22 protein-coding genes are annotated in these 25,957 nt (G+C 65.3%); all 22 read left to right on the top strand.

All coding sequences use genetic code 11. The features are described from left to right. Positions 1 to 11: 11 nt before the first annotated feature. Positions 12 to 344 carry a hypothetical protein gene (locus ACWHYV_RS14460; RefSeq protein ID WP_447977201.1) on the top strand — a complete coding sequence of 111 codons (333 nt, stop codon included), beginning with the start codon at positions 12 to 14 and terminating at the stop codon, positions 342 to 344. An 88-nt stretch (positions 345 to 432) separates the two neighbouring features. Further along, positions 433 to 960, top strand: coding sequence for a cyclic pyranopterin monophosphate synthase MoaC (moaC, locus tag ACWHYV_RS14455; protein ID WP_447977200.1), 528 nt, complete (start codon positions 433 to 435; stop codon positions 958 to 960). Beyond that, entirely contained in the window at positions 924 to 1,637 is a 714-nt protein-coding gene (locus ACWHYV_RS14450; RefSeq protein ID WP_447977199.1) for a molybdenum cofactor biosynthesis protein, read from the top strand. Before moaC ends, ACWHYV_RS14450 begins: the two co-directional genes overlap by 37 nt. Next, the gene (moaA, locus tag ACWHYV_RS14445) at positions 1,634 to 2,689 is read left to right on the top strand and encodes a GTP 3',8-cyclase MoaA (protein WP_447977198.1); all 1,056 of its coding nucleotides are present in this window, start codon (positions 1,634 to 1,636) and stop codon (positions 2,687 to 2,689) included. The genes ACWHYV_RS14450 and moaA overlap by 4 nt, the downstream gene beginning before the upstream one ends. A 76-nt stretch (positions 2,690 to 2,765) precedes the next feature. Continuing rightward, positions 2,766 to 3,473 (top strand): HoxN/HupN/NixA family nickel/cobalt transporter, encoded by a 708-nt coding sequence (locus ACWHYV_RS14440; protein WP_447977197.1) that lies wholly within the window; start codon positions 2,766 to 2,768, stop codon positions 3,471 to 3,473. 138 nt (positions 3,474 to 3,611) lie between these two features. After that, positions 3,612 to 4,403: an MBL fold metallo-hydrolase gene (locus ACWHYV_RS14435; protein WP_447977196.1), complete on the top strand. Its 792-nt coding sequence runs from the start codon at positions 3,612 to 3,614 to the stop codon at positions 4,401 to 4,403. 108 nt (positions 4,404 to 4,511) lie between these two features. Beyond that, positions 4,512 to 5,348, top strand: coding sequence for an acetyl-CoA carboxylase, carboxyltransferase subunit beta (accD, locus tag ACWHYV_RS14430; protein WP_447977195.1), 837 nt, complete (start codon positions 4,512 to 4,514; stop codon positions 5,346 to 5,348). A gap of 52 nt (positions 5,349 to 5,400) precedes the next feature. Continuing rightward, complete coding sequence (locus ACWHYV_RS14425) at positions 5,401 to 6,702, top strand: bifunctional folylpolyglutamate synthase/dihydrofolate synthase (protein WP_447977194.1); 1,302 nt, start codon at positions 5,401 to 5,403, stop codon at positions 6,700 to 6,702. Then, on the top strand, positions 6,702 to 9,062 hold the full coding sequence (locus ACWHYV_RS14420; protein WP_447977193.1) for an LPS-assembly protein LptD: 2,361 nt from the start codon (positions 6,702 to 6,704) through the stop codon (positions 9,060 to 9,062). The genes ACWHYV_RS14425 and ACWHYV_RS14420 overlap by 1 nt, the downstream gene beginning before the upstream one ends. Before the next feature lie 91 nt (positions 9,063 to 9,153). After that, positions 9,154 to 11,391: an amylo-alpha-1,6-glucosidase gene (locus ACWHYV_RS14415; protein WP_447977192.1), complete on the top strand. Its 2,238-nt coding sequence runs from the start codon at positions 9,154 to 9,156 to the stop codon at positions 11,389 to 11,391. A gap of 10 nt (positions 11,392 to 11,401) precedes the next feature. Beyond that, complete coding sequence (locus ACWHYV_RS14410; RefSeq protein ID WP_447977191.1) at positions 11,402 to 11,923, top strand: hypothetical protein; 522 nt, start codon at positions 11,402 to 11,404, stop codon at positions 11,921 to 11,923. A gap of 114 nt (positions 11,924 to 12,037) precedes the next feature. Next, the gene (gene trxA, locus ACWHYV_RS14405; protein ID WP_447977190.1) at positions 12,038 to 12,394 is read left to right on the top strand and encodes a thioredoxin; all 357 of its coding nucleotides are present in this window, start codon (positions 12,038 to 12,040) and stop codon (positions 12,392 to 12,394) included. Positions 12,395 to 12,511: 117 nt separating this feature from the next. After that, positions 12,512 to 14,191 carry a DNA repair protein RecN gene (gene recN, locus ACWHYV_RS14400; protein ID WP_447977189.1) on the top strand — a complete coding sequence of 560 codons (1,680 nt, stop codon included), beginning with the start codon at positions 12,512 to 12,514 and terminating at the stop codon, positions 14,189 to 14,191. 376 nt (positions 14,192 to 14,567) lie between these two features. Continuing rightward, entirely contained in the window at positions 14,568 to 15,260 is a 693-nt protein-coding gene (locus ACWHYV_RS14395; protein ID WP_447977188.1) for a polysaccharide biosynthesis/export family protein, read from the top strand. Next, on the top strand, positions 15,257 to 15,874 hold the full coding sequence (locus ACWHYV_RS14390; protein ID WP_447977187.1) for a polysaccharide biosynthesis/export family protein: 618 nt from the start codon (positions 15,257 to 15,259) through the stop codon (positions 15,872 to 15,874). Before ACWHYV_RS14395 ends, ACWHYV_RS14390 begins: the two co-directional genes overlap by 4 nt. Before the next feature lie 106 nt (positions 15,875 to 15,980). Then, the gene (locus ACWHYV_RS14385; RefSeq protein ID WP_447977186.1) at positions 15,981 to 17,255 is read left to right on the top strand and encodes a hypothetical protein; all 1,275 of its coding nucleotides are present in this window, start codon (positions 15,981 to 15,983) and stop codon (positions 17,253 to 17,255) included. Between the two features lie 13 nt (positions 17,256 to 17,268). Beyond that, positions 17,269 to 19,476 carry a GumC family protein gene (locus ACWHYV_RS14380; protein ID WP_447977185.1) on the top strand — a complete coding sequence of 736 codons (2,208 nt, stop codon included), beginning with the start codon at positions 17,269 to 17,271 and terminating at the stop codon, positions 19,474 to 19,476. 107 nt (positions 19,477 to 19,583) lie between these two features. After that, positions 19,584 to 21,656, top strand: coding sequence for a GAF domain-containing protein (locus ACWHYV_RS14375; protein WP_447977184.1), 2,073 nt, complete (start codon positions 19,584 to 19,586; stop codon positions 21,654 to 21,656). Next, entirely contained in the window at positions 21,649 to 22,281 is a 633-nt protein-coding gene (locus tag ACWHYV_RS14370) for a response regulator (protein WP_447977183.1), read from the top strand. Before ACWHYV_RS14375 ends, ACWHYV_RS14370 begins: the two co-directional genes overlap by 8 nt. A gap of 488 nt (positions 22,282 to 22,769) precedes the next feature. Beyond that, positions 22,770 to 23,951 carry a TIGR03013 family XrtA/PEP-CTERM system glycosyltransferase gene (locus tag ACWHYV_RS14365; protein WP_447977182.1) on the top strand — a complete coding sequence of 394 codons (1,182 nt, stop codon included), beginning with the start codon at positions 22,770 to 22,772 and terminating at the stop codon, positions 23,949 to 23,951. Between the two features lie 13 nt (positions 23,952 to 23,964). Beyond that, positions 23,965 to 24,816 carry an XrtA system polysaccharide deacetylase gene (locus tag ACWHYV_RS14360; RefSeq protein WP_447977181.1) on the top strand — a complete coding sequence of 284 codons (852 nt, stop codon included), beginning with the start codon at positions 23,965 to 23,967 and terminating at the stop codon, positions 24,814 to 24,816. Next, the gene (locus ACWHYV_RS14355) at positions 24,813 to 25,886 is read left to right on the top strand and encodes a FemAB family XrtA/PEP-CTERM system-associated protein (RefSeq protein WP_447977180.1); all 1,074 of its coding nucleotides are present in this window, start codon (positions 24,813 to 24,815) and stop codon (positions 25,884 to 25,886) included. Before ACWHYV_RS14360 ends, ACWHYV_RS14355 begins: the two co-directional genes overlap by 4 nt. The last annotated feature ends 71 nt before the right edge of the window (positions 25,887 to 25,957 follow it).

Genomic DNA, 25,957 nt, shown 5'->3' with positions numbered 1-25,957 from the left:
CGAGGAGCACCATGTTTCCGAAGAATTATCGCGAAGGCTCGCAAGAAGAACTTGAGATTTTGCTCCGCCAAAAGGCGTTGAAGTCGCTGCTGCAGATGCGCCAGAAACGTCTCCGCGAAACGCTCGAACATCGCATCAAACGTGGGCAGAAATCCGGCGAAGGGGAGAACCTCACCCGTGCTGAATGGGCGCGCTTGCACAAGCAGGAGATCGCACAGGCGAAACGGCAACTGGCCGATTTGGAGGAACAGAGCGCCTATACGCGACGGCAGTTGATGCAGTTGAAGCGCGCGCTCAACCGCGCCAAACGCCTGCGTGCATCCCAGCCATCGAAGCGGAAGTAAGGTCATTTTCCTTGACTTGATTTTCTCGCCGCTCCTATAATCGGCGCGACTGTGGCCTCGTGCCGAAGGCGTCAATAATGCAAAGAAAATGGCCGAGCTGACGCACTTCAACGAATCGGGGCGCGCCCGGATGGTCGATGTGTCGGCGAAGGCCTCGACCGAACGGGTCGCGGTCGCGCAGGCGAGAGTCCTGCTGGCGCCTGCGACCCTCGCCCGGATCCAACAACGGGCGATCGCCAAGGGGGACGTTCTCGCAGTGGCACAGGTCGCCGGTATCATGGCGGCCAAACGCACCCCGGACCTCATTCCGATGTGCCACCCGATCCTCCTCACGAGCGTCGACATCGGCTTCAAGGAAGAACCCCAGCCGGATGCCGACGGCCTCTGTTCCATCACGATCACCGCCACCGTGAAAACCACCGGACCGACGGGCGTCGAAATGGAAGCCATGACCGCCGTCTCGGTCGCCGCCCTCACGATCTACGACATGTGCAAGGCCGTCGACAAAGCCATCAGCGTGACGGACGTCTATCTCCTCTCGAAATCCGGCGGTAAATCCGGGCTCTATACGAGGACCTCATGTCGACCACCGTCAACGTCAAACTGTTCGGGCTGATCAAGACGCTTGCCGGCAATCAATCTGAGTTGCACGTCACCTTGAACGGCGCGCACCAGGTGAAGGACCTGGTCTCGGTATTGGACCGTCTGTACCCCCGGGTCGGGGAGCTGATCCATCAGAAGAAGGTCTTGATCTCGGTCAACCAAGAGATCGCGCACGAGTCGACGACCCTCGGCGAGGGCGATGAGGTCGCCGTGTTGCCGCCGTTCGCCGGAGGCGAGGCCCGCGAACCGGCGACGCTCTCCGACGAGGCCCTGCTCGTCCGGGTCCAACGGGAAAACTTTTCCGTGGATGCGGAAATCCAGCGCGTGCGAGCCCGCTCGACCCGCATCGGCGGTATCGTGACCTTCTTGGGGACCGCCCGCGACTGGTCGAAGGGTCATGCGGTCAGCGGGATCACGTTCGAGCATTACGAAGGGATGGCGCAGAAGAAGCTGCGCGAGATCCGGGAACGGGCTCTTGCGCAGTTCGACATCATCGAAGTGTTGATCCTCCACCGGTACGGGCCCATCGAGATCGGCGAAAACATCGTCCTCATCGTCGTGGGGGCCGAGCATCGAGCGGACGCCTTCAAGGCCTGCAAATGGTGCATCGACGAGCTCAAACAGATCACGCCGATCTGGAAACTCGAACAGACGCCGGAAGGGCAGGTCTGGGTCGAGGAACATCCATGACGCTTCCCTCCGAGACGCCTCCTCTCCTGCGCGACGCCCTCGGCCGCCCTCTCCGCAGCCTGCGCATCTCAGTGACCGATCGCTGCAATCTCCGCTGCCAGTACTGTATGCCCGAAGAAGAGTACACCTGGCTGCCTCGCGAAACGCTCCTTTCGTTCGAGGAGATCGAAACCCTGACGGAGGTCTTTACCGGGTTGGGCGTGGACAAGGTCCGTATCACCGGCGGCGAGCCGCTGTTGCGGCGCGATCTTCCTCGGTTGATTCGCCTGCTCGGGAAGAATCGGCGGCTGAAGGACATCGCGCTCACGACCAACGGCATCCTGCTCGCGGAGCAGATCCAGGCGCTGTACGAGGCGGGGCTGCATCGGATCACGGTGAGCTTGGACACGCTGCGTCCGGAACGGTTCCGGGCGCTGACGCGCCGGGACAGCTTCGAGAGGGTGCTCGACGGGATTCAGTCGGTGGTGCGGCTCGGCCTGCCCCATCTGAAGCTCGACACCGTCGTCATCCGGGGCTTCAACGATGACGAGCTGGCCGACCTGATCGAGTACGGCAAGCGGGTGGGGGCCGAGGTCCGGTTCATTGAGTATATGGACGTCGGTGGCGCGACGGACTGGTCCATGGAGAAGGTGCTCTCCCGGGCGGCGATCATCCGCATGCTGGCGCAACGCTATGGCTCCGTCGACCCGATCTTCGAGGAGACATCGGCGCCCGCTCAGCGCTTCCTGTTGCCCGACGGCACCACCTTCGGAATCATTCCCTCGACGACGACGCCCTTCTGCGCCTCCTGCGACCGCAGTCGGTTGACGGCTGATGGGCTGTGGTACCTGTGCCTCTACGCCAAAGAGGGCACGGATCTGCGGGGGCCGTTGCGGGCCGGCGCGAGCGCCGCGGCGCTCCAGGATCTGATTGCTCGGGTTTGGACTCGGCGGACGGATCGCGGAGCGGAGGAGCGCAAGGAGTTGGAGCAGATCGGCGCGCGCGGGCGCCTCATCGACATTGACAAGCTTCGCGAAGACCCACACCTGGAGATGCACGCTCGAGGTGGGTGAGCGCCCCGCCGAGCGCCGCGCCGCGGCATGGCCGCCGTCTTTCCACTCCGTCACGTCCGCGTGACACGAGGCGCCCGTGGCTGATCTCGAATTCCTCGGCATCCTCGGTCTCGGATTCCTGCTCGGCGCCCGGCACGCCTTCGACGCCGATCACATCGCCGCCGTCTCCACGATCCTGGCGCGCCGCCCGACGCTGCGCGCGTCGGGGTTCGTTGGCTTCTGTTGGGGGTTCGGGCATACGCTGATGTTGCTGCTGGTCGGCGTGACCGTGATCGTCCTGAACGTCACGATCCCCGACGCCGTGGCCCAAGGCTTCGAGTTCGGCGTCGGCACCATGCTCGTGCTGCTCGGCGGGTCGTTGGCCTGGTCGGTCTACTCCGATCGCTGGCATCTTCACCGGCACGAACACGACGGGACCCCGCACGTCCACCTGCACCGCCACGAGCACGAGGATCATGGTCACCGGCATTGGATGCGGGCGTCGATGCGGCCGGTGCTGGTAGGAATGTGCCACGGCCTCGCGGGATCGGCGGCCCTGATGTTGATGATCCTGTCGAGCATCCATTCCGTGTGGCAGGGAGTGGCGTACATCGCGGTGTTCGGGCTCGGGTCGGTGGTCGGAATGGTCGTGATCGGCGTGCTGATCAGCGTCCCGCTCGTCTGGTCCGCCTCGTTCGGCGCCCGCGCCCATCGGTACATCCAGACGACGGCCGGTCTGGCGAGCGCGGCGCTCGGGGTTGCGATCATGATCCGAATCGGGCTCGGGGAGGGCGTGTCGCCGTGACGCTCGTTCCCTCGTCGCCGAAAGGCGTGCGGCCGTCGGGAATGGGAAAAGACGGCAGGCTGTGCTATCCTTGGGCCCGTCACGCCCCATCCAACGGGCCGGCGGCGCACCGATGCGATCCCGGACGAGAGTGGCCGAGTGAAGATCCGCGTGCTGGGATGCCATGGGTCCGAGCAGCTCTTCTCGGAGCCGGACCGGGGCCATCAATGCCGGACGTGCGGGTTTTTGATCAACGACGAGGTCATGCTCGATGCGGGGACGATCGGAGCGGCGCTGACGCTCGAGGAGCAGCAACGCATTCGTCATGTGCTCATCAGTCATCTCCATTTCGATCATATTCAAGGCCTGCCGACATTCGCCGACAATCGTGCCGACGCCGCCGCACGACCCGCGGAGCTGCTCGGCATTCGTGACGTGCTGGACGGCCTGCACGCCCACATTTTCAACGATGCCGTCTATCCCAATTTCTTCAAGCTGCCGGCGTCCGATCGGCCGGTGTTCGTCGAGCGAGAGCTCCATGCCGGCCAGGCGGCGGACGTGGGAGGCCTCCGCGTCGTCGCCGTTCCGGTCAATCACCTCGTCCCGTCGGTCGGCTTTCTGATTCGAGACGGAGGCGGCTCGATCCTGTACAGCGGCGACACGTATACGACGGAAGAGATTTGGCGGCAGGCCGCACAGGACGAGTCCTTACAAGCCGCCTTCATCGAGGTCTCCTTCTCCGACGAGATGGCCGACTTGGCCTATGCCAGCCGGCATCTCACCCCGTCGATGTTCGGACAGGAGTTTGCCAAAATACGGCGGCCCGATCTGCCCGTCTACGCGTACCACATGAAGCCGCGCGAAAGGCCGGTCATCGAGCGCCAGCTCCGGCGGCTCGGGATCCGCCACCTGCATCTTCTCGAAGAGGGGCAGGAGATCACCATATCCTAATTCGGAATGATGAGTGCAGAGTGATGAATAGAGTCATGAATATGGATCGGCCGGCAGGAATCCCCTCATTCATCGCTCATCGCTCATCACTCATCACTGGTCAAGACCATGGCTTGGTTTAAGAAGCAAAAATCGGCGGCGCAGCCGGTCCCTTCTCGGTCCAAATCCGTGGAAGGCATGTGGCTGAAGTGCAACCACTGCCGCGAGATCGTGTATCGCAAAGAAGTCGAGCGCAACAACAAGGTGTGCCCCAAGTGCGACTATCACTTCCCGATCACGGTGTCCGAACGGGTCGCGCTCTTGACCGATCTGGGCTCGTTCAAGGAATGGGAGACGGATCTGGAGCCGCTCGACCCCTTGCAGTTCACCGACACGCGGTCCTACAAGGACCGGCTGAAGGCCCAGCAGGAGAAGACCGGACGAAAGGATGCGCTGGTCATCGGCGAAGGACAGGTCAATGGGCGGCGGATCGTGCTCGCGGTCTTCGACTTCGGGTTCATGGGCGGCAGCATGGGGTCCGTGGTGGGAGAGAAGTTTTGCCGGGCGGCCGCCCGGGCGCAGGCCGCCCGGTTGCCCTTGGTGCTCGTGACCACGTCCGGCGGCGCGCGCATGCAGGAAGGTATTCTCTCGCTGATGCAGATGGCCAAGACATCCGCGGCCGTGGCCAAGCTGGGAGAAGCGCGTGTCCCGTTCATCACCATCCTCGCCGATCCCACGTTTGGAGGGGTCACGGCGAGCATTGCGATGCTCGGGGACGTCATCATCGCGGAGCCCAAGGCCTTGATCGGGTTTGCGGGGCCGCGGGTGATCGAGCAGACGATCAAGCAGCAGCTCCCCGACGAGTTCCAACGTGCCGAGTTCCTGCGCGAGCACGGCATGGTCGACATGATCGTCGAACGCAAGCACCTCAAAGAGGCCCTGAGCACGCTGCTGAGCCACCTGTGACGCCGGATCTTCAGGCCGATGCCCGCACCCGCGTCGAGATCCTAATGCCGCCATGACCCTCTCCTACTCCGCGTCGTTGAAGTTCCTCTACGGACTTCAAAAGCATGGAATCAAGCTCGGGTTGGACACGGTGGAGCGCCTGCTCACCCGCCTGGGCGGTCCTCACCGACAATACCCCAGCCTGCACATCGGCGGCACGAACGGGAAGGGGTCCACGGCCGCCATGGCGGCCTCCATCCTGCAGGCGGCCGGGTTTCGGGTGGGCCTGTATACCTCGCCGCATCTCGTAGACTTCCGCGAGCGCATCCGGATCGATGAGCAGCCGATCCCCGAGGCCGCGCTCGTCGATCTCACCGAGCGCCTTCGCGTGGCGCTCCCCGACGACTTGGAGCCGACCTTCTTCGAGTTCACGACCGTCCTGGCCTTCGAGTATTTCGCCGAGAGCAAGATCGACGTCGCCGTCGTCGAGGTCGGCATGGGCGGCCGGTTCGACGCGACGAACGTCGTGACGCCTCTGGCGACGGCCATCACCAACGTCACGTTGGATCATGAGGCGTATCTGGGACGAACGATCGCCGCGATCGCCGGCGAGAAGGCCGGCATCGTCAAACACGGGGTTCCGGTCGTCGCCGGTCGTCTGACGGAAGAGGCGTGGGCGGTCGTCGCCGACGTCGCGCAGCGGCGCGAGGCGCCGGTCCTGCGATGGGCCCGCGATTTTCACGCCGCCGGCGATCCGATCCGGGGCTTCACCTATCGGGGTCGCACCCGCGCGTATCCCGATCTGTCCTGCCCCCTTCCCGGCCGGCATCAATTGGAAAATGCCGGCTGTGCGCTTGCGCTCCTGGAGGCGGCCGGCGAGCGGGGCCTGGTCGTGCGCGAAGAAGCGGTTCGCCACGGTCTGCGGTCCGTGCGATGGGGCGGCCGGCTGGAGGTGGTGGAACGCGCTCCCTTGCTCGTGTTGGACGGCGCCCACAATCCCGGCGCCGCCGCCGTCGTGGCCGACTATCTCGCGGAGCATCGACGCAGCGCGTCGGAGGCCCGGATCATTCTCGTCACCGCGATGATGCGCGACAAGGACCGCGCGGGATTCTTCGGCGCCGTCCTGCCCGTCGTCGACGAAGTGATCCTGACCGCGGTGGCCATGCCGAGGGCGGCGACCGTCGCCGAGCTCTCCGATGCGCTCGGCGGCTGGCCGGGGCCGGTTCATCGGGCGGAGACCGCCGCGCACGCGCTCAGCGAGGCCCGGCGGCTGGCCACGCCGCGGGACATGATTTGCGTCACGGGATCCTTGATGCTCGTGGGGGAAGTCAAAGCCCTCCTCCGGGGATGTGAAGTGTCGCTCCTTCGTGGATGATGGGGGCTCGATTCCGGCGGTCGATCGGCCCGTTCCTTCCGTGCGCGTGCTTCCTGGCTCTCCTGCTCCTCGATGCGGTCGTCTCCGCCGCGCCGGAGCAGACCTCTCCTAGCGTCGCGGTCAAGCCGTCGTCAGGCGCCCCCATCGACATCACCGCCGAACGGATCGAGTACCTGCAGAACCTCGAGGTCTACGAAGCCGAAGGATCGGTCGTCCTCATTCAAGGCCCGGTCCGGCTGACCGCCGACCGCCTGACGCTCATGATGTTGACCGGGACGGCCGTGGCGGAGGGGCGGGTGCATCTGACCGACCCGAAGTCCGACGTCCACGCGGACCGGCTCGAATTGGACGTCAACACGGAGGCGGGCGTCCTGACGAACGGCCTCGTCTTCATTCGAGATTCCGACACCCTCATCACCGGGCGGCTCCTCCAGCGTTTTTCCGAGAGCCACTATCGGGCCAAGGACGGCTCGTTCACCAATTGCGACGCCCAGTTCGGGCAGACCCCCGCATGGCGGTTCACGTTCGAGGATTTGGACCTGAACGTGGGGGAGGGGATCTACGCCCGATCCGCCTGGTTCTGCGTGAACGACCGGCGCCTCATCCGGTTTCCCACCATGTTCTACCCGATCAATACGACGCGAAAGACGGGATTCCTGATCCCGACCGTCGGCTATGACAACCGCTTCGGGTTTCATTATCGTCAGGGGTTCTTTTGGGCGATCAACCCGAGCCAGGACATGATCGTGACGCCCGACTTCCTCAGCAACCGCGGCTACGGAGGAGATCTCGAGTATCGCTATGCCCTGAACCGCCTCTCACGCGGTCAGTGGCTGACGAGTTTCATCCAGGACACGAAGGTCGGCAAGGCCCGGGCCTTGTTCAGCGGCCTCCATTACCATGAGGTGAACCCCGATCTGCGGATCAGCGCACAGGCCTTTCTGCTCACGGATCCCAACTATTTGAGCGATCTCAGCAATTCGGGCGTGCAGCGGGCGCTCCCCAGCGGCGACTCGAACCTCTTCATCACCCACCGGGTTCCCTACGGGAACGCGTACGTGCTCGGGCAGTACTTACAGCCGTTGGCCGCGGGGGGAAAGGATACGTTCCAGCGCCTGCCGGAGATCGGCTATCAGGTGCTGAACGTCGCTCCCTTCAACGGCCCCGTGCTCTTGGGCTTCGATGCGGCCGCGGTCAATTTCTACCGCGACGTCGGGTTCACCGTGAATCGGGTGGACGTGATGCCGTCGATCTCGACCGAGGTCCTCGATGTGGGGCACGTCGTCGGGTTCACCCCGCAGTTCCGAGCGCGGGAGGTCTACTACACGCGAAACGTCAGCGATACGGGCTCGGCGAGCCGGGGAACGTTCTGGGCCGCGTTGGAAGGGGCGTCGCGTCTGGCGCGGCGGTACCGCAGGGAGGATGGCAGCACGCTCACGCACACCATCGAGCCGAAGGTCGTCTATGAATTCGTCCCGGCGACCGACCAGAGCGACATCGTGCAGATCGACGCCGTCGACGACCTCCCGAAGAAGAACCTCGTGACCTATTCGCTCAACAGCCGCCTGCTGGAGACGAGCGCCAAGGGCGGCCTGAGCTGGATCGATCTCATGATCGCCCAGAGCTATCACGTCGGCGGGACGCCCGACCGCGCACGGGATTTCTTCTTCACGGGGACGCCGCTGTTCGGCTCGATCAGCCAACCCCTCCAGCCGCCGACCGTCCCCATTCACACGCCGAAGTTCTCGCACATCTGGACCCGTGCGGTCTTCGGCAATCCCGTGGGGCCGATTCGGGCGATCGATCACACGCTCACGATCGATGCCTTCTACGATCCGTATCGCGGTTCGTTCAGTCAGCTCAACACCGACTTGCGGTTCCAGTACGAGCGCGACTGGTACGTGGAGGTGGGCCAGCGGCACGCGCGCGGCGGGCTGCTCCCGCGCCGCGGCGACATCTGGAACCCCATCTCCTTCAATGAGCTCTTCGCCCCCACGCGGGAGATCAACTTCGTCACCGCCTCGGCGGCGTTCCGCGGGCCGTTCGGGCTCACGCTCGGGGCGCGCACGTATTACGACGTCGAAACCGGCACGAGCCCGGAAACCGACGTGGTGGCCCTCTATCGCAACCCGTGTCAGTGCTGGTCCCTCGGGCTCTACTACATCCAGTTTCCCGACCGCGTGCAGTATAATTTCATGATCACGCTGACGGGGATCGGAACGACGGAAAACTTCGGCACGCAGATCATCAAGTATCTGCTGCAGCCGCTGCTCGTGGGGGAGCGGGCGCTTCCGTGGCCCTCGCCCTACGGCAAGCGGACGACGCCGCGTCCGGCGGCGGTGTTTCCGGCGCAACCTTGACAAGCGGCAGCCGCCTGCCTAATCTGCGGGCGTCCATTCGGCGTACCGCCTGCGTGCGTCACGATCCACCTCCAGCTTCACGGTTGCCCGCATGATGCCACGACAGGAACATGAGCCCGCGATCGACGAGGTCATCCGGGTCAACGACCAGTTTTACATCCTCGCGACGTCCTCGCTGGCCGACGACCGGACCCGCGTGCTCAAGCAGGACGATACGTTCGCGGTGTTCGACCGCTACGGAGACATCCGGACGGTCGGGCAGGGCGTGCAGGGGGTCTATCACGAAGGGACTCGGCACCTCTCGCGACTGGAGTTCCGTTTGGGGAAGCACCGTCCGCTGCTGCTCAGCTCCACGGTCAAGGACGACAACGCGCTGCTGGCCGTCGACTTGACCAACCCGGACACCTACGTGAAGGGCGAGGTTGCGATCGCCCGGGGCACGCTCCATATCTCCCGGATGATGTTCCTGTGGCGAGGGCGGTGTTACGAGCGGCTGCGCTTGCTGAATTACGGGCTCGTCCCCGTCGATCTGGCCTTCTCACTGAAGTTCGACGCCGACTTCGCCGACATCTTCGAGGTCCGGGGCATGAAGCGGGCTCGCCGCGGACGGCGGCTCCAAGATACGATCGAGGGCGGGACGATCATCATGTCCTATGAGGGACTCGACGGCATCCTGCGGCGCACCAAGCTGGAGTGCTCGCCGGCGCCCAGCCGAGTGTTCGGATCCGAGGCATACTTCGAAGCCACGCTGCAGCCGAAAGGCGATTTGACCGTCTTCCTCACCGTCTCCTGCGAGGCCTCCGGCGCGGCGCCCCGACGGCTGTCCTACCAGCATGCGTTCTCCGAGGTCAGCCAGGTGCTCTACGACTCCAAGACGCGGGCGTGCCATATCTACACGTCGAACGAGGGCTTCAACGACTGGCTCAACCGGTCCGTCGCGGACCTGCAGATGATGGTGACCGCGACGTCCAGCGGGCCCTATCCCTACGCGGGCGTGCCGTGGTTCAGCACTCCGTTCGGGCGCGACGGCCTGATCACGGCCCTGGAGTGCTTGTGGACGAATCCGGACATGGCGAAGGGCGTGCTTTCGTACCTGGCGGCCACACAAGCCACCGAGATGATTCCCGAACAGGACGCCGAGCCCGGCAAGATTCTGCACGAGGCGCGAAGCGGGGAGATGGCGTCCCTGGGGGAGATCCCCTTCGGCCGGTATTACGGGAGCGTCGATTCGACGCCGCTGTTCGTCGTCTTGGCCGGGGCGTATTTCGAACGCACCGGGGATCTGGCCTTCCTGCGGTCGATTTGGCCCAACATCGAGCGGGGCTTGCGATGGATCGACACCTACGGGGACCCAGACGACGACGGGTTCGTCGAGTATGCGAGGCACTCGCCGAACGGCTTGGTGCAGCAGGGGTGGAAGGATTCCTCCGATTCGGTGTTCCATGCGGACGGCACGATGGCCGAGGCGCCGATCGCGCTGTGCGAGGTGCAGGGCTACGTGTTCGCCGCCCGACGGATGGCCGCGCAAATCGCGCTCGCGCTCGGAAAACCCGAATATGCAGGCGAGCTGTGGCGCAAGGCCGACGCCCTCCAGCAGAGCTTCGAGCGGGCGTTCTGGGCCGAGGACCTCGGGACGTACGTTCTGGCCCTCGACGGCCGGAAGCGGCCGTGCCGGGTGCGGACGTCGAATGCCGGCCATTGCCTTCTGACCGGCATCGCCCAGCCCGACCACGCGTGGGCCGTCGCGCAGACGCTCCTCCGCGAAGAGTCGTTTTCAGGGTGGGGGATTCGCACCCTGGCTTCCACCGAAGCGCGTTACAACCCCATGTCCTACCACAACGGCTCGGTGTGGCCGCACGACAATGCGCTCATCGCCTGGGGCATGGCGCGCTACGGCTTCAAGGAGCCGGTCATGAAGATCCTCACCGGCCTGTTCGACGCGTCGCTCTTCGTCGATCTGCACCGGTTGCCGGAGTTGTTCTGCGGTTTCATCCGCCGACCCGGCGAGGGGCCTACGCTCTATCCGGTGGCGTGCGCTCCCCAAGCGTGGGCGTCGGGGGCCGTCTTCCTCCTGCTCCAGGCCTGTCTGGGCCTGTCCATCCACGGGGCCGAGGAGCGGATTCGGCTGTCCAATCCGGCGCTGCCGGAATTCCTTCAACAGGTGCGGATCGAGAACCTGCGGGTGGGCAACGCCGTCGTCGATCTCGTCCTTCAACGGCACCCCCAGGACGTGAGCGTCCGGGTGGCGCGCATGGAAGGGCAAGTGGTCATCGAAAAACTCGGGGCGGCGATGCTGCCCTCCAGGGGCGGCGCGGCTGCACCCATCTGAGGGAGGCGCCATGGCGCTGCGATTGAGCTTGGTGCTGCTGGCATCGTGGTGGCTCCTCCTAGGGGCCGTTCCCGCCGCGGCGGGCTCGTCCGAGCGGACGGGGGATCACTTGAAGCGCGCGAAGGTCTTTCTTGCCGCGGGAGACTATCGTCGCGCGCTCGATGCGTGCCTCCAACAGGTCACCGAAGCGCCCTCGGCGGAACATTACCTCTACGTGACCTACGTCCTACAGGCGATCGACGGGTACCTCGAGCACTTGGCCAAGACCGATCGCTGGGTCGGGGTCGAGCAGCTCTACGCCAACCTGACGTTCCAAGGGCCTCAGGACCTCGTCGACCCTCCGGAGGTGCTCGCCCGGATCGCCAAGGAGATCATCCAGGACGCGATCCGCCGCCAGTCCGATGTGACCGCCGCGATGGCCGCTCGGCTGGACCAAGAGGTCACGGCGCGGCTGTGGAAGCAGCAAACGGCCTGGCGCGCCGCGAAGCCGGATCGATGGTGGGCGGGCGTGCCGGAGGAATGGAACTGGTGAGGCCGCGTCGCTGAGCTCGCGGTTGCGGCGCGGCCCTCAGCCGGCGTCCCCGACGTGCGTTGACAGTCCGAAGAACCGTACGATACGATGCCGGCTCGTGCCCAATACTGATCGATGAAGGAGGCGGTTGTGGGACATGCATTGAAGGTGGATGACCGAAGCTGGGACACCGAGGTCGTGAAGTCGCCGGGGCTGGTGATGGTCGATTTTTGGGCGGTATGGTGCGGGCCGTGTCAAATGGTGGCCCCGATCGTCGACGAGCTGGCGAAGGAATACGAAGGCAAATTGAAGGTGATGAAGCTGAATACCGACGAGAACCCGGAAGTCGCCGGCCGGTATCAGATCATGAGCATCCCGACGATCCTGTTTTTCAAGAACGGACAGCCGGTCGAAAAGTTGATCGGCGCGCGGCCGAAGCGGCAATTCAAGGAGGTGATCGACGGCCTCCTCGCCCAATCCGCGGCGACCTAATCATAAGTGATGAACGATGAGTGATGAGTGATGAGTGATGACTTGGGGAGAAGCGAGAACCGCCTAGCATAACGCTTCGATTCATCACTCTGCGCTCATCACTCGTCACTTGTTTCGATGCTCACCGAACTGCGCATCACGAACTTCGCGCTGATCGATCGGGTGAGCCTCGAATTTTCCTCCGGCTTCCACGTCCTGACCGGTGAAACCGGCGCCGGGAAGTCCATCCTCGTCGACGCCATCGCCTTGCTCGTGGGCGGGCGCGCCTCTACCGACCAGATCCGGACCGACGCGGAAGAGGCGGTGATCGAGGGCGCCTTCGTCTTGGCGCCCGACAGTCCTCTGCTCCCGGGTTTGCGGGAACAAGGCGTTCTCGGCGGGAGCGACACGGAGCTCATCATCCGGCGGGTGCTCTCGCGAAGCGGCCGCCATCGCATCTATCTCAACGGCAGTCTCACCCCCCTTCACACGCTCCAGGCCTTCGCCGGCACCTTGCTCGACATTCACGGCCAGCACGAGCAGCAGTCGCTGCTCTCTGCCGGGCTCCAACTGGAGGCGGTGGATGCGTTCGGCAAGCTGGTCACGCTTCGCCGGGACTTTCGCCGTCACTATGATCAGTGGCAGGCGCGCCGGCGCGCGCTCGAGGAGGCGCAGCGTGCGGTCGAGGAGCAGCGGGGGCGGGAGGAGCTGCTTCGTTTCCAGTGCGACGAGCTGGACGCTGCCGCGCTACGGCCCGGAGAAGACGACGCGCTCGAGGCGGAACACCGGCGGTTGGCGCATGCGGGGCGGCTCGCGGAGTTGAGCCAAGCCGCATATGGGACGTTGTACGAAGACGAGACGGCCGTGCTCCCACTGCTGGGCGCGGTCGGCGACCGCCTCCAGGCGTTGAGCCGAATCGATGCCACCGCGGATGAGCTGCCGCCGTTGTGCGAGGCCGCGGCCGTGCAGCTCGGAGAGCTGGCCCGGCGCGTCCGCCAGTATCGGGACCGCTTGGAGATGGATCCCGCTCGTCTGGCGGACGTCGAGGAGCGGCTGGAGCGGATCCAGCGTCTGAAGAAGAAGTACGGGGAAACGGTGGACGGGCTGATCGCAAAGGCGCGCGACCTGAGAGCCCAGCTCCAGGCCGTGGAGTCGGCCGATGACCGTCTGGCCGAGCTGACGGAAGCCGTCGAGCGCGACGCCAAGGCGGTCGTCGAGGCGGCGGGCCGCCTCTCGTCGGCCAGACGGCGCGCCGCCTCTCAACTGGAGAAGCGTGTGAAAAAGGAGCTGTGTTCGCTGCAGATGGATCGGACGGCGTTCACGATCGAGCTGCGCCCGCTCGACGGGGACGGGCTCGGGCCCGCGGGCTGCGAGCGCGCCGAGTTCTTGCTGTCCGCCAACCCCGGTGAGCCGCTGATGCCCTTGTCGAAGATCGCCTCCGGCGGCGAGCTGTCCCGCATCATGCTGGCCCTCAAGTCCGTGCTGGCGGACGCCGACACCGTCCCCGTCCTGATCTTCGACGAGATCGACGCCGGGGTCGGGGGCGCGGTCGCGGCCGCCATGGGAGAACGGCTGCGCGAGCTGGGCCGGTACCATCAAGTCCTGTGCATCACCCACCTGCCGCAACTCGCCTCTCAGGCGGACGTGCACGTCCTCGTCGAAAAGACGGTGGAGCACCACCGCACGGCCACGCGCGTCAAACGGCTGGATGGCGACGAACGGCGGCGGGAAGTCGCGCGGATGCTGAGCGGCCGCGCCCTGACACCGGCCGTTCTGCAAACGGCCACCGAGCTCCTCGGCCGATCCAAGCCCCGCTGAGCCGGCTCTCGCTCAGGGGTCCCCGGGTTTCACGTCTGACTGTCAGATGAGCCTGACGCCGTCCGCGTTTTTACCCCTACAGGAGAAATGGCACGAGGCCGATATGGCATTTCCGTCGGCGGTGCGTATCATTCGCCCGACGGTTTGAACGGATTTGTGCTCCGGGCGAGCCGGGAAGCGGGCCATACACCCGTCAGACAAGGTAGGGAGTGAGCGGGTCCGCGCGCCCCGCTCGGGCGTCTCTGAATACTCTTTCTCCCTGGGCCTTAAGCTCCCTAGGTCTTGAGCGTCCACAATCGAAGGCCGTTGCGGCCCAGCAACTCAAACCGGTCGTCACTTCACCATGCTCCGCGTCGAAAGGGGGGGAGTCGTGCACGTGCCCAAGAAGTCCATCGTCCTCACGGTAGGCTTACTGTCTTTGCTTCATTTCAGCGCCGCGATCGGCGCGGCTCAGCTCGGGCCCGTCGAGCAGAAGACGCCTCCGCCGCCGTCTCTCAAGCGGCCGAGCGCCGACGGGCAAGCGGCCGAAAAAGCGGAAAAGGATTCGCTGGTCGTCACGAACGAGTACTACATCGGGCCCGAGGACGTCCTCGAGATCATCGTCTGGCGGAACCAAGACCTGTCGAAGGTGGTCACCGTCCGTCCGGACGGGCGGATTTCGCTGCCGCTGCTCGGGGACATCGAGGCCACGGGGCTGACGCCGTCGGAGTTGACGACCAACATCGTGAACCGGCTCAAGCAGTTCAAGGAGACGCCGACGGTGTCGGTCATCCTGCAGCAGGTGAACAGCTACGGGATCTACGTCCTCGGGGAAGTGGCCAAGCCCGGGCGCTACTACTTGAAGAGCAAGACCACGCTGCTCCAGGCGATCACCATCGCCGGCGGCTTCACGCCGATCGCTGCGCGCAACAAGATCGTGATCTTCCGATGGGAGGGCAAGAACAACGAGGTGAAGCTCAAGGCCAGTTACGACGACATCGTGCTTCGTGAAGGTCATGCGCAGAACGTCATCTTGAAGCCCGGCGACACCATTGTCGTGCCGGCCGAAACGATGGTGCTGACCCAATGAATCTTCGTGCTGGGTGCGCGTGTGCGGGGCTCCTGGTCGGGACCGCGCTTGCCGGGTGCGGTCTCCTGTCGCCGTTCGATCCGAAGCCGGAGCCGGCCGCCATCGCCACCGCGACCTATGCGAGCGGCGACTACAAGATCGGCCCGGAAGACGTGCTCGAGATCATCGTGTGGCGGAACCAGGACCTGTCGAAGACGGTGACGGTCCGGCCGGACGGCAAGATCTCGCTCCCGTTGATCGGAGACGTCTACGCGGTCGGCCTGACCCCCGACCAACTGACGAAGGAAATCGTCAACCGTCTCAAGGAGTACAAGGAAAATCCGAACGTCTCGGTGGTGGTCCAGCAGGTGAACAGCTACGGCATCTACGTCCTCGGCGAGGTCGCCCACCCCGGCAAGTATCAGCTCAAGTCCTACACGACCGTGCTCCAGGCCGTCTCGATGGCCGGCGGCTTCACCCCGTATGCTTCGAAGAGCAAGATGTTCATGCTGCGGAAGTTGCCGGACAGGGAAACCGAAATCCGGATTCCGATCGACTACGACGAGATCGTATCGGGCGAGGATTCGACCCACAATGCGATCCTCGTTCCGGGCGACACGCTCGTGGTGCCGTGATGGTCCGCACGCGTGTGTCGGCGGCTCCCGGAGTGATCATGGACGAAAGCGGATGTGTGCGCCGGCAGGGCATCCCGGCACCTTCCCGTGAAGGCCGGAGATCTCCGTGCGGGCGTTGCGGCGCCTAAGCGCGCTCGGCGGGATCGCGGCGCTCGGTCTGGCGCTCGCTCCTCTCGTCTACGGCCAGAGCGCGACGCACGTGACCCCCTCGCTGAGCATTACCGAGCGGTACGACACGAACGTCTTTTTCGTGCAGTCGGGGAAGAATCTCGAAGACTTCGTCACCACCCTGGCCCCCCGCCTGCGGGTCGAGCACGACAGCCGGCTCATCCAGGCGAGCGGGCAGGTGACGCTCGTCGGCGAGATCTACGCGATCAATCCCGGGCTCAACTACATCGCCACGAACGCCTCGTTCAACGCCAACTTGGACAAGATTTCCGCGATGTTGGACAAGCGATTCACACTCACGGTAAACGACAGCATCCGGTACACGCCGCAGCCGCCGGCGTTCTTCACGCCGACCCCGGCCGCCCAGGCCTCGGGGCTCACCGGTCCGGAGAACTTCATCCGCGGCATCCAAGCCGTTCGCGCCAACTCGCTCATCAACATCGCCGCGGTCACCGGGGCGTTTCAGTTCACTCCCACCACGAGCGTGGTCAGCTCGATCTCGAACCAGTACATGCGGTTCGGGACCGCCTTCGCGCCGACGCCGGGACAGGGCTTCTTCACGACGAGCTTCACCAACGTCAGCGCCGGACCGCAGTTCCGCGTGACGCCCACGGACGTCGTGAGCGCGAATTTCAATTATTCCAACATCCAGTTCAGCCAGGGGGACCGGTTCAGCAGCAGCTTCGAGCTGCAGGGCGGGACGGCGGAATGGCGGCATGAGTTCTCGAAGAAGCTCGTCGCCGACGTCACGGGCGGGGTCACGATGTTCTCCGGGAACCGCGATTTGCAGTACGTCGCGAGCGGGCTCATCGAGTACAAGGAGCGCCATACCGACTACCGGCTCAGCTACTCGCGGCGGGTCTTCCCGAGCTTTTTCATCTCCGCGGTCCCGCTCTTGAGCCAGGTGATCTCGGCCGGGGTGGTCCATCGCTTCACCGATCGATTGTCGGTGAGCGGGAGCCTGAACTACGCCAAGAACGAATCGATCCCGGCCGGCGTGCTCGAGTTTCTGTCGTATGGCGGCACGGTCAGCGTCTTTTACTCCATCAACCGGAACACGTCGCTCGTCGCCAGCTACCTGCACAATGAATTCAGCACCGACTTCAGGGACAATTCGTTCAGCTTCACGCGGGATGCGATCAGCGTCACGCTGAGGATCGAATGGCCGGACGCCTTCAAGGGCACGATGGCGGCCTTCCCCGATTCCTACTGAACCAAGGAACACCATGCTCGAACTTGCGGACTATCTGGACATCCTGCGAAAGCGGAAATGGGTGCTCGTCGTGTGGCTCGTCGTCGGCCTGGTCGCCGCGGGCGTCGCGTTCCTCGTCATGCCCAAGGTGTACCAGTCGAGCACGCTGATCCTCGTCGAGTCGCAGAAGGTGCCGACCGACTACATCAAACCGATGGCGGTGGACACGATCGAGGAGCGGTTGATCACGATCCAGCAGCAGATCCTCAGCCGGACCCTGCTGCAGAAGATCATCGAAGAGTTCAACCTCTATCAGGACGAGCTGAAGCGCCAGCCGATGGAGGACGTGATCGACCTGATGCGGAAAGACATCAAGGTCACGACCGTCGACGACCGGATGCACCGGAACATTCAGGCCTTCACGATCTCCTATGACGGGTACGATCCGCTACTGGTCATGCAGGTCACCAACAAGCTCGCCTCGCTGTTCATCGGGGAGAACCTCAAGGTCCGCGAGCAGTTGGTGGAGGGGACGTCGGAGTTCCTCGAGCAGGAGCTGCTCCGGGTGAAGGAGCGCCTGGACCGCCAGGAAGCGGAGATCACCGAATACAAGCAGAAGCACATGGGGCAGTTGCCGCAGCAGGCCGACACGATCCTCCGGCAGCTCGACCGGCTGAACCTGGAATTGCAGACGCAGAACGACATGCTGCGGATGCTGGTGGAGCGGCGGGAGATCATGCGGGACGCGCTCGAGAGCTCCATGGGGAACCCGGGGGCGGTGATCCATCTCTCACCGAAGGCCCGCCTCCGCCAACTCCGTGAGCAACTGGCCCAACTGCTCGCGGAGTACAAGGAGACGTATCCGGACGTCGTGCGCATCAAGCGCGAGATCAAGGACCTCGAAGCCCGGATCGCGCGCGGGCCCGCGAGCGAGGACCTGGAAGAAGACGTGGTCGTGAGCGGGTCCGACGTCGACACCCAACTGCGCGGCGTCGAAGCCGAGATCCGCGTGCGGAAGCAGCGGGCGGCGGAGATCGAGTCCCAGATCAAGGCGCTGGAGCGGAAGATGGAGACGATGCCGCTCCGGGAGCAGGAACTGAGCGTCTTGCTGCGCGATTACGAGAACACGAACAAGCAGTACCAGACGCTGCTGGCGAACAAGGAGACGGCGAAGATCACCGAGCAGATGGAGAAGCGGCAGAAGGGCGAGCAGTTCCGCGTCCTCGATCCCGCCAATCTCCCCGTCAAACCGATCAAGCCCAACCCGTTGAAGGTGTTCGCGGCCGGCGTCGCGGGCGGCCTCATGCTGGGCGTGGCGACGATCTGGTGGTTGGACTTTCGCAACCTCCCGTTCCGGCGTCCCGAAGAAGTCGAGGTATCGCTCGGGCTGCCGATGCTCGCGACGATCCCCCACATGTTCATCACCAGCGCCGCCAACGGCAACGGCAAGGCGCCCCCGGGCAAGGCCGCGGGCTGGCGCGCGTGGCTGGCGCGGGCGAAAGAATGGCCGATCGGCGGCGAACGGAACGGGACGATGATCCAGAAGCTTCCGGCCGGTGGAAAGTCGCAGCGGGTGCTGCAAGCGCACATGAACGCGCTCGGAGCGGAACAGTTCCGGGTCTTGGCCGGCCGGCTCGTCCAGGTGCGTGAGAAGAAAGGCGCGAAGATTCTGGCCGTGACCAGCTCGCTCTCCGGAGAGGGAAAGACGACGATCGCGCTGGGCCTCGCGATCACGCTCGCGCGCGATTATCTGGAGGAGACGATCCTGATCGACGGCGACGTGCGCAACCCGGAAGTCTCGATGCGGATGGGGCTCCAAGAGGAGGCGGGTCTGATCAACGTCCTGGCCGGGGAATGCACCGTGGATCAGGCCTTGTACCAGCACACCCATCCGAACCTGCGGATTCTCGCGGCCGGCAATGTGGCGCACGGGGCTCCCGGGCTGACGGCGACCCGCCTCGGGATGCAGGAGTTGCTGGCCGATCTCCGGCAACGCGGCGTCTTCGTCATCCTGGATGCCCCGCCGATCCTGCCCATGGCGGACATGAACCTCTTCTCGGAAGTGGTGGACGGCATCGTGCTCGTGGTCCGAGCCGAACAGACGCCCCAGGGCGTAGTGGGCGAAGCCTTGCGTTTTCTCGCGGGGGGCAGCATCGAAGGCGTCGTGCTCAACGATCTGGTGACGCCGCGGCACCAATACTACGGGAGGTATGCGATGGCGGAGCCGCCGCCCGTGCTCTAGGCGATCTAATGGAAAGCCCGTAGGCGCTCTCCGCAGTCTGTTGCTTTCCACCGGCGCAAGTCCTTATCATATCGACGGAAGAGAAGGACAGCCGGGAGGGAGCCGAGGTGACCGCCGTCCCCAGTTGTTCCCCGCGTGTCGGCCGATCGTCGGCGATCGTCTTGCTCGCGTTGTTCCTCGCGATCTGGGCGGCGGCGGTCGTCGTCACGCTCAAGGTCGTCCGTCACCTCGAAGAGGCGTTGGTGGCGGCGGCGGGAACCGGCCTGGCGCAGGCGGCGGGAGCGGTCGCCGAGGCGCTGAATCGTGTCTTGTTCGAGCACAGCGTCCAGGTCCAGGTGATCGCACAGGCGCCGGTCCTCCGGCAGGGAAGCCCGGAGACCGCCGCCGGCTACCTCCGGTCGCTCAAGCTGACGTTGCCCGAATACATGGACATCCGGGTGACCGATGCGGCCGGCCGCGTCATTGCGGCCACCGACGCACGCGTGCTCGATCGGGTCGAGATCGGCCAGCCGTGGTTCCAGTCGCTCGTCGGTCGGGGTCAATTGGAGGTCCGGCACGCGGAGCTCTTCGACGTCGGGTCCCGGCGGGTGCTGTTCCCGGCGCCGATCATCGGGGACGAGGGGCAGTTTGTGGGCGCGGTGGTCCTCGACGTCGGCTTCCAGAGCTTGGAATTCGTGCTGGAAGCGGCCCGCCGAGCCGCCCAGCACGTGCGGCTGTCGGGGCAGGCCGGCTCCGTGGACTATCGGCTGCTCGCGCCGGACGGACAGGTGGTGTACGACACGGCCTCGCGGGGAGCCAAGCGTGCCGCGACGGGGTCCATCCCCCGCCTCGACGACATGGGGGGCAAACCGGGGTATCGAGAAGAGAGGGATCGTGTCCGAGGAGTGGTCATGGTGACCGGGTACGCCGGTGTGACCGAGTACGGACGGAGGCCGGACGCCCAGTGGGTGGTCCTGGCCGGCCTCGATCGTCGAGCGATTCTCGCCCCGTTCGAGCGGGTCGCCGGCACGGTGATGATGTGGGGAGCGCTGGCGATCCTGGCGCTGCTCGCGGCGCTCGCGGCGGCGATCACCCAGGCCCGTCGGCGATTCACGCCAGCCGCGCCGGCCGAGAGGCCGGTCCCTGCGCCGCGGGCTCCATCGAACCGTCCACCGGTTGCGCGTCGACCACCCCAGCCGGCGCTACCGCGTGCCGACGACCGCCTGCCCGTTCCGCCTCGACACGAAGAAGCCGACCGGTACCTGGCCGCGGCCCTCGATCCTGCGTCCTGGGATGGCCTCAAGCGTTGGGTGCGCCTGGCCGAGGTGAATCGGGTCTGCCTGTTCAAGAATCACCGGGGCGAGGATGGCGCGCTCTGGGCGAGCCGCCGATATGAATGGATCGGCTTGGGTGAGGTGGCCAAGAGCGAGTGGTCCCAGTGGTTCAGCTGGTCGCTGCGGGCGAAAGGCTTTGCCCGGTGGGAGACGGAGCTGCGCGAGGGCCGTGCCATCGGCGGGCGGGTGGCGGACCTGCCCGCAGCCGAGGCCGCGGCGCTGGCCTCGTGCGGCATTCGCACCGTGCTGGTCGTGCCGCTGTTCGTCGAGCGGGACTGGTGGGGATTCCTGGAGTTCGACCACTGTTTGAGCGAGCGCGGGTGGTCTCCGACGGAAGTCCAGGCGCTCACGAGCGCCGCGAGGCTGCTGGAGTCGGCGCTCCGTCGGCCCACGGAGGAGGAGCGTCTCGAACGGGTGCTGGCCGTGATCGACGCGGTGCTGGAATCGACCGCCGACGGCGTGCTGGTCGTGGACGGCGACGGGCAGGTCGTGAGCTTCAATCAGCGGTTGATCGGCATGTGGAAGATCCCGGAAGCGGTGATCGACTCGCGCACGCTGGATGAATTCATGGGATGGATGATGCGGCAGTTGGCCGTTCCCGAGGTCATGCTCCGGACGGTCAGCGAGCTGAACAGCGAGCCCGAGGCGGAAAGCTACGACATTTTGGAGTTGCAGGACGGCCGCCGCATCGAGCGGGTGTCCAAACCGAGACGAGATGGAGCGCGGGTCGACGGGCGCACCTGGACCTTTCGCGAGGTGAGTCCCGCGCCGCCGGCGTCCGGGGGCGATTCGCGGGGAGGGGACCGCGGGGCCAGCCGGAAGCCGACCACGATCAATCAAGAGGAAGACGGGGTGAAGCATGATTAAAGTCCTCATCGCCGACGATCACGCGGTCGTGTTGGAAGGGCTCAAACAGATCCTGTCCGAAACACCGGACATCATCGTCGCCGCCCAAGCGACCAACGGGCAGGAGGTGCTCGACAAGATCCGTTCGAATCATGTCGATGTCGTGGTCCTGGACATCGCCATGCCGGGACGGAGCGGTCTCGATACGCTGATGCACATCAAGCGGGAGCGGCCCAACCTGCCGGTGCTCGTGCTGAGCGTGCATCCCGAAGATCAGTACGCCGTCCGGGTGCTCAAGGCGGGCGCCTACGGGTACCTCACGAAAGACAGCGCACCGGAGCAGCTCGTGGCCGCGATCCGAAAGGTCATGACGGGCGGCAAGTACGTGAGCCCGACCCTGGCCGAAAAACTCGCCTTCGATCTGGAGTCGGACGCGGGCAAGCCGCTCCACGAAACGCTGTCGGACCGCGAATACGAGGTGCTGTGCATGATCGCCCTGGGCAAGACGGTCAAGGAGATCGCCGACAAGCTCTCGCTCAGCGTCAAGACGATCAGTGCCTACCGGGCGCGGATCCTCGAGAAGATGAAGATGAAGAACAACGCCGAGCTGACCCACTACGTGATCCGCGAGGGCCTCATCGACTGAGCGCCCCGTTCCTCTCGTGCGTCGAGGGTTCGCGGCGGCGGGCGCCGCTGGAAGCCTCGCTCACGTCGTGCGACCCTCCGATCGTGATGCCTGCGATCACGCCGTGCCGCCGTGACGGATCGCCCGCGCTCGCGTGCAGACGCGAGCCATCGTGTCGTTTCCGTCGGACGTATGCGGACGGCGTTCCTCCCTGCTTTTTCCCACCAACACGGCCGCTCGACGCGACCCGCTGCAACTGCGAGCCGCGCGCCTCGTCACTGTGAGCGACGTACAGAGTTGCCGGTATCCATATCCCTTGATACGGCATGAGCACACGCGCCTCCTCGCGTCGAACCGACGGCACGACTGACTGCCTGTAAGTCCAAGACGAATTTCTCCACGAAGGATTTCCTACAGTGGTTCCAGCGCCTCTCCGATGTCGAGGTCTCGGAGAAGCATCTAGGATGCGTCCAGGATTTCGACGGGAACAAACTGTCCGAGAGGCGCATATGGCCGAAGGCGAGGATTCGCTGCCGCGTTGCGCGGGCATCGGAGCCGGGCTGCAGGACGACCATACGACGGCCGAACCGTGGCTCGCGGGCTTCTCGCTGGTACACGAAGCCGGCGAGGCCGAACCGTTGCCCGCACGATGGATCTGGAAGAGTCGGAACGAGAAGGCGCTGATGGGTTCTGAGCGGCGAGCGGAGCGTCACCGGGGCGCCCGACGGCGTCCGGTATTGATCGTCGGCGACGGCGTGCTCGGCGATCGCATCGCGGCCGAGCTGGAGCGGCACCCGTCCTACCGGCTGGTGGGACACGTGCAGAGGCAGTGCATGCTCGATGCGCCCGACTTGCTGGGCCAGCCGGACGAGCTGTGCGATCCGCTCGATCGGCTCGACGAGATCGCGTTGCGAGACGGCGTCGAGTACATCGTCGTCGCGATGACCGACCGGCGCCACGACCTCCCCATGGACCAACTGCTCGCGTGCCGGTTCCGCGGCATGCGCGTCGAGGACGCGGTCGCGTTCTACGAGCGCCTGAGCCGCAAGATTCCGTTGGACGGGCTCACGCCGGGCTACTTCGTTTTTCGGGACGGCTTTCACTGGCCGTCCCGCGCGGTGAAGCGGGCGACGGACATTCTCTTGGCCCTGATCACGCTGCTGTGCACCGCCCCGCTGTTCGTGCTGCTGCCCGCGTTGATCAAGCTCACGTCCCCTGGGCCCGTCTTCTACCGACAGGAACGGGTGGGGCTCGACGGCCGCCGCTTCACGATCCTGAAGTTTCGTTCGATGCGGCAGGACGCCGAAGCGGGTCGGCCCCTCTGGGCCCAGGAGCAGGACCCGCGCGTCACGACGATCGGGCGGATCATGCGGCAGTACCGGTTGGACGAATTGCCGCAAATCATCAACGTCCTCTGGGGCGAGATGAGCATGATCGGTCCGAGGCCCGAACGCCCGGAGTTCATCGAGCGTCTGTCCAAGGAAGTCCCCTTCTACGCCTACCGTCTGGCGGTCAAACCGGGCATCACCGGATGGGCCCAGGTGAAGTTTCGCTACGGCGCCACCGTGCAGGATGCGGCCGAAAAACTCCAGTACGACCTCTATTACATCAAACACATGTCCCTCAGGCTGGACGCCTTGATCGCGTGCAAGACGATCGCGACGGTCCTGTTCCAGTCGGGGGCGCGCTGATCCTCAGACAGGCATGAACGTACTGAGCATCGACGTCGAAGAGTATTTCCATGTCTCGGCGTTCGAGGACGTGGTCAAGGCCGCCGATTGGGAACGTTTCGAGAGCCGGGTCGAGGCGACGACCGGCCGCCTGCTCGATCGGTTGTCGGCGGCGAAGGCCAGCGCGACGTTTTTCGTGTTGGGGTGGGTGGCCGAGCGCCATCCGGCGCTCGTCCGGCGGATCCACGCCGAGGGCCACGAGGTGGCCTGCCACGGGTACGGCCATCAGGTGCTCACCGACTTGACGCCGGATCAGTTTCGCGCGGACGTCCGGCGGGCGAAAGCGATTCTCGAGGACCTCGTCGGTGAGCCGGTGCTGGGCTATCGAGCGCCCAGCTTCACGATCATGGAGGACACCGTCTGGGCCTTGCGCATCCTGGTCGAGGAAGGCTACCGGTACGATTCGAGCATCTTTCCGGTCTGGCACGACCGCTACGGTCTCCCGGGCGCGAATCCCGCGTGCCACCGGATCATGACGGGCGCCGGTCCGATCTGGGAGGTGCCTCCGAGCACGCTCGCCGTCGGGCGGACCCGCATGCCCGTTGCCGGCGGCGGCTATCTGCGGCTGTGGCCGTACCCGCTCCTCCGGACCTGGTTGAAGAGGATCGAATCCGCCGGACAGCCGCTCGTCCTCTACCTGCACCCGTGGGAGATCGATCCGGATCAGCCTCGACTGCGGGGGCCCATGCTCTCCCGCTGCCGGCACTATCTCAATCTCGACAAGACGGAGGCCCGGGTCGCCCGGCTCCTGGGCGACTTTCGGTTCGGTGCGATCCGTGAGGCGCTCCGGCCGCGGTGGGCCGGCCTCCAGGAACAGGTCGCATGACGACGTCGACGCTCCCGCGAGCCGCGCCCCGCCCGTCGGGTCTCAACACGCCCGCCGTCTCGGTCGTCGAGCATCTGGCGGCGTGGAACGCCTACGTCTCCGCCCATCCGCGCGCGACCTTCTATCATCGCTTCGAGTGGCTGGGGCTCATCGCCCGGGTGTTCGGCCATCGGGTCTTCCCGGTCGCGGCGACCGCGCACGGTCACATCGTCGGGGTGCTGCCGCTCGTGCTCATGGACTCCCGGCTGTTCGGCCGTTTCATGGTCTCGCTGCCGTTCGTCAACTACGGCGGCGTGCTCGGCGACTCCGAAGAGATCGAGCGACGGCTGTGGGAGCATGGGGTGGCGCTCGCGATGAGGCACAAGGCCGGGCACCTGGAAGCGCGGCATCTGGCGCCGCATGGGTTCGTGCCGCAAGGGAAGCAGCACAAAGTGACCATGGTGCTCTCCCTCGCCCCCAGCGTGGAGGCGCAGTGGAAAGGGTTCGACGGGAAGCTGCGGAACCAAGTCCGCAAGGCGGAGCTGGCCGGGCTGTCCGTGACCATCGGCGGCGCGAGCGAGGTCGGCGCGTTCTACGAGGTGTTTGCCCGTAACATGCGGGACCTCGGGACGCCGGTCTATCCGCGCCGATTGTTTGAGACCGTGGTGCAGACGTTTCCCGACGCCTTTCGGGTCTGCACGGTCCGCCATGGCCGGCAGGTCGTCGCCGCGGCCTTGGCGCTCGCGCACCGGGGAACCTTGGAAGTGCCGTGGGCCGCGTCCCGGCGCGACGCCCTCTCGCGCTGCCCGAATCAGCGCCTGTACTGGGAATTGATCCAGCACGCCATCAAAGCCGGCTACACACGGTTCGATTTCGGACGCAGCACTCCGGGGTCCGGGCCGTACAAGTTCAAGCAGCAATGGGGCGCGGAGGAGGTGCCGTTGTATTGGGAGTATTGGACGGCGGATGGAGTGTTGCCGGATCTCCAGCCCCACAACCCCCGCTATGCGCTCGCCGTCCGTCTGTGGAAACGACTCCCGCTCGCGCTCGCGAACCGCCTCGGCCCCGCCATCGTCCGGAACATTCCATGATCCCGGTCGGGTGAGAGGCAATCCGATCGTTGGTCCGGCCGGTCGCGACAATGCCGGCAGAAAGGCGCCGT

The organism is Candidatus Nitrospira bockiana (assembly GCF_965152565.1).
Note: the sequence above shows the minus strand (reverse complement) of the source record. Positions and strands in the feature narration are given on the sequence as shown.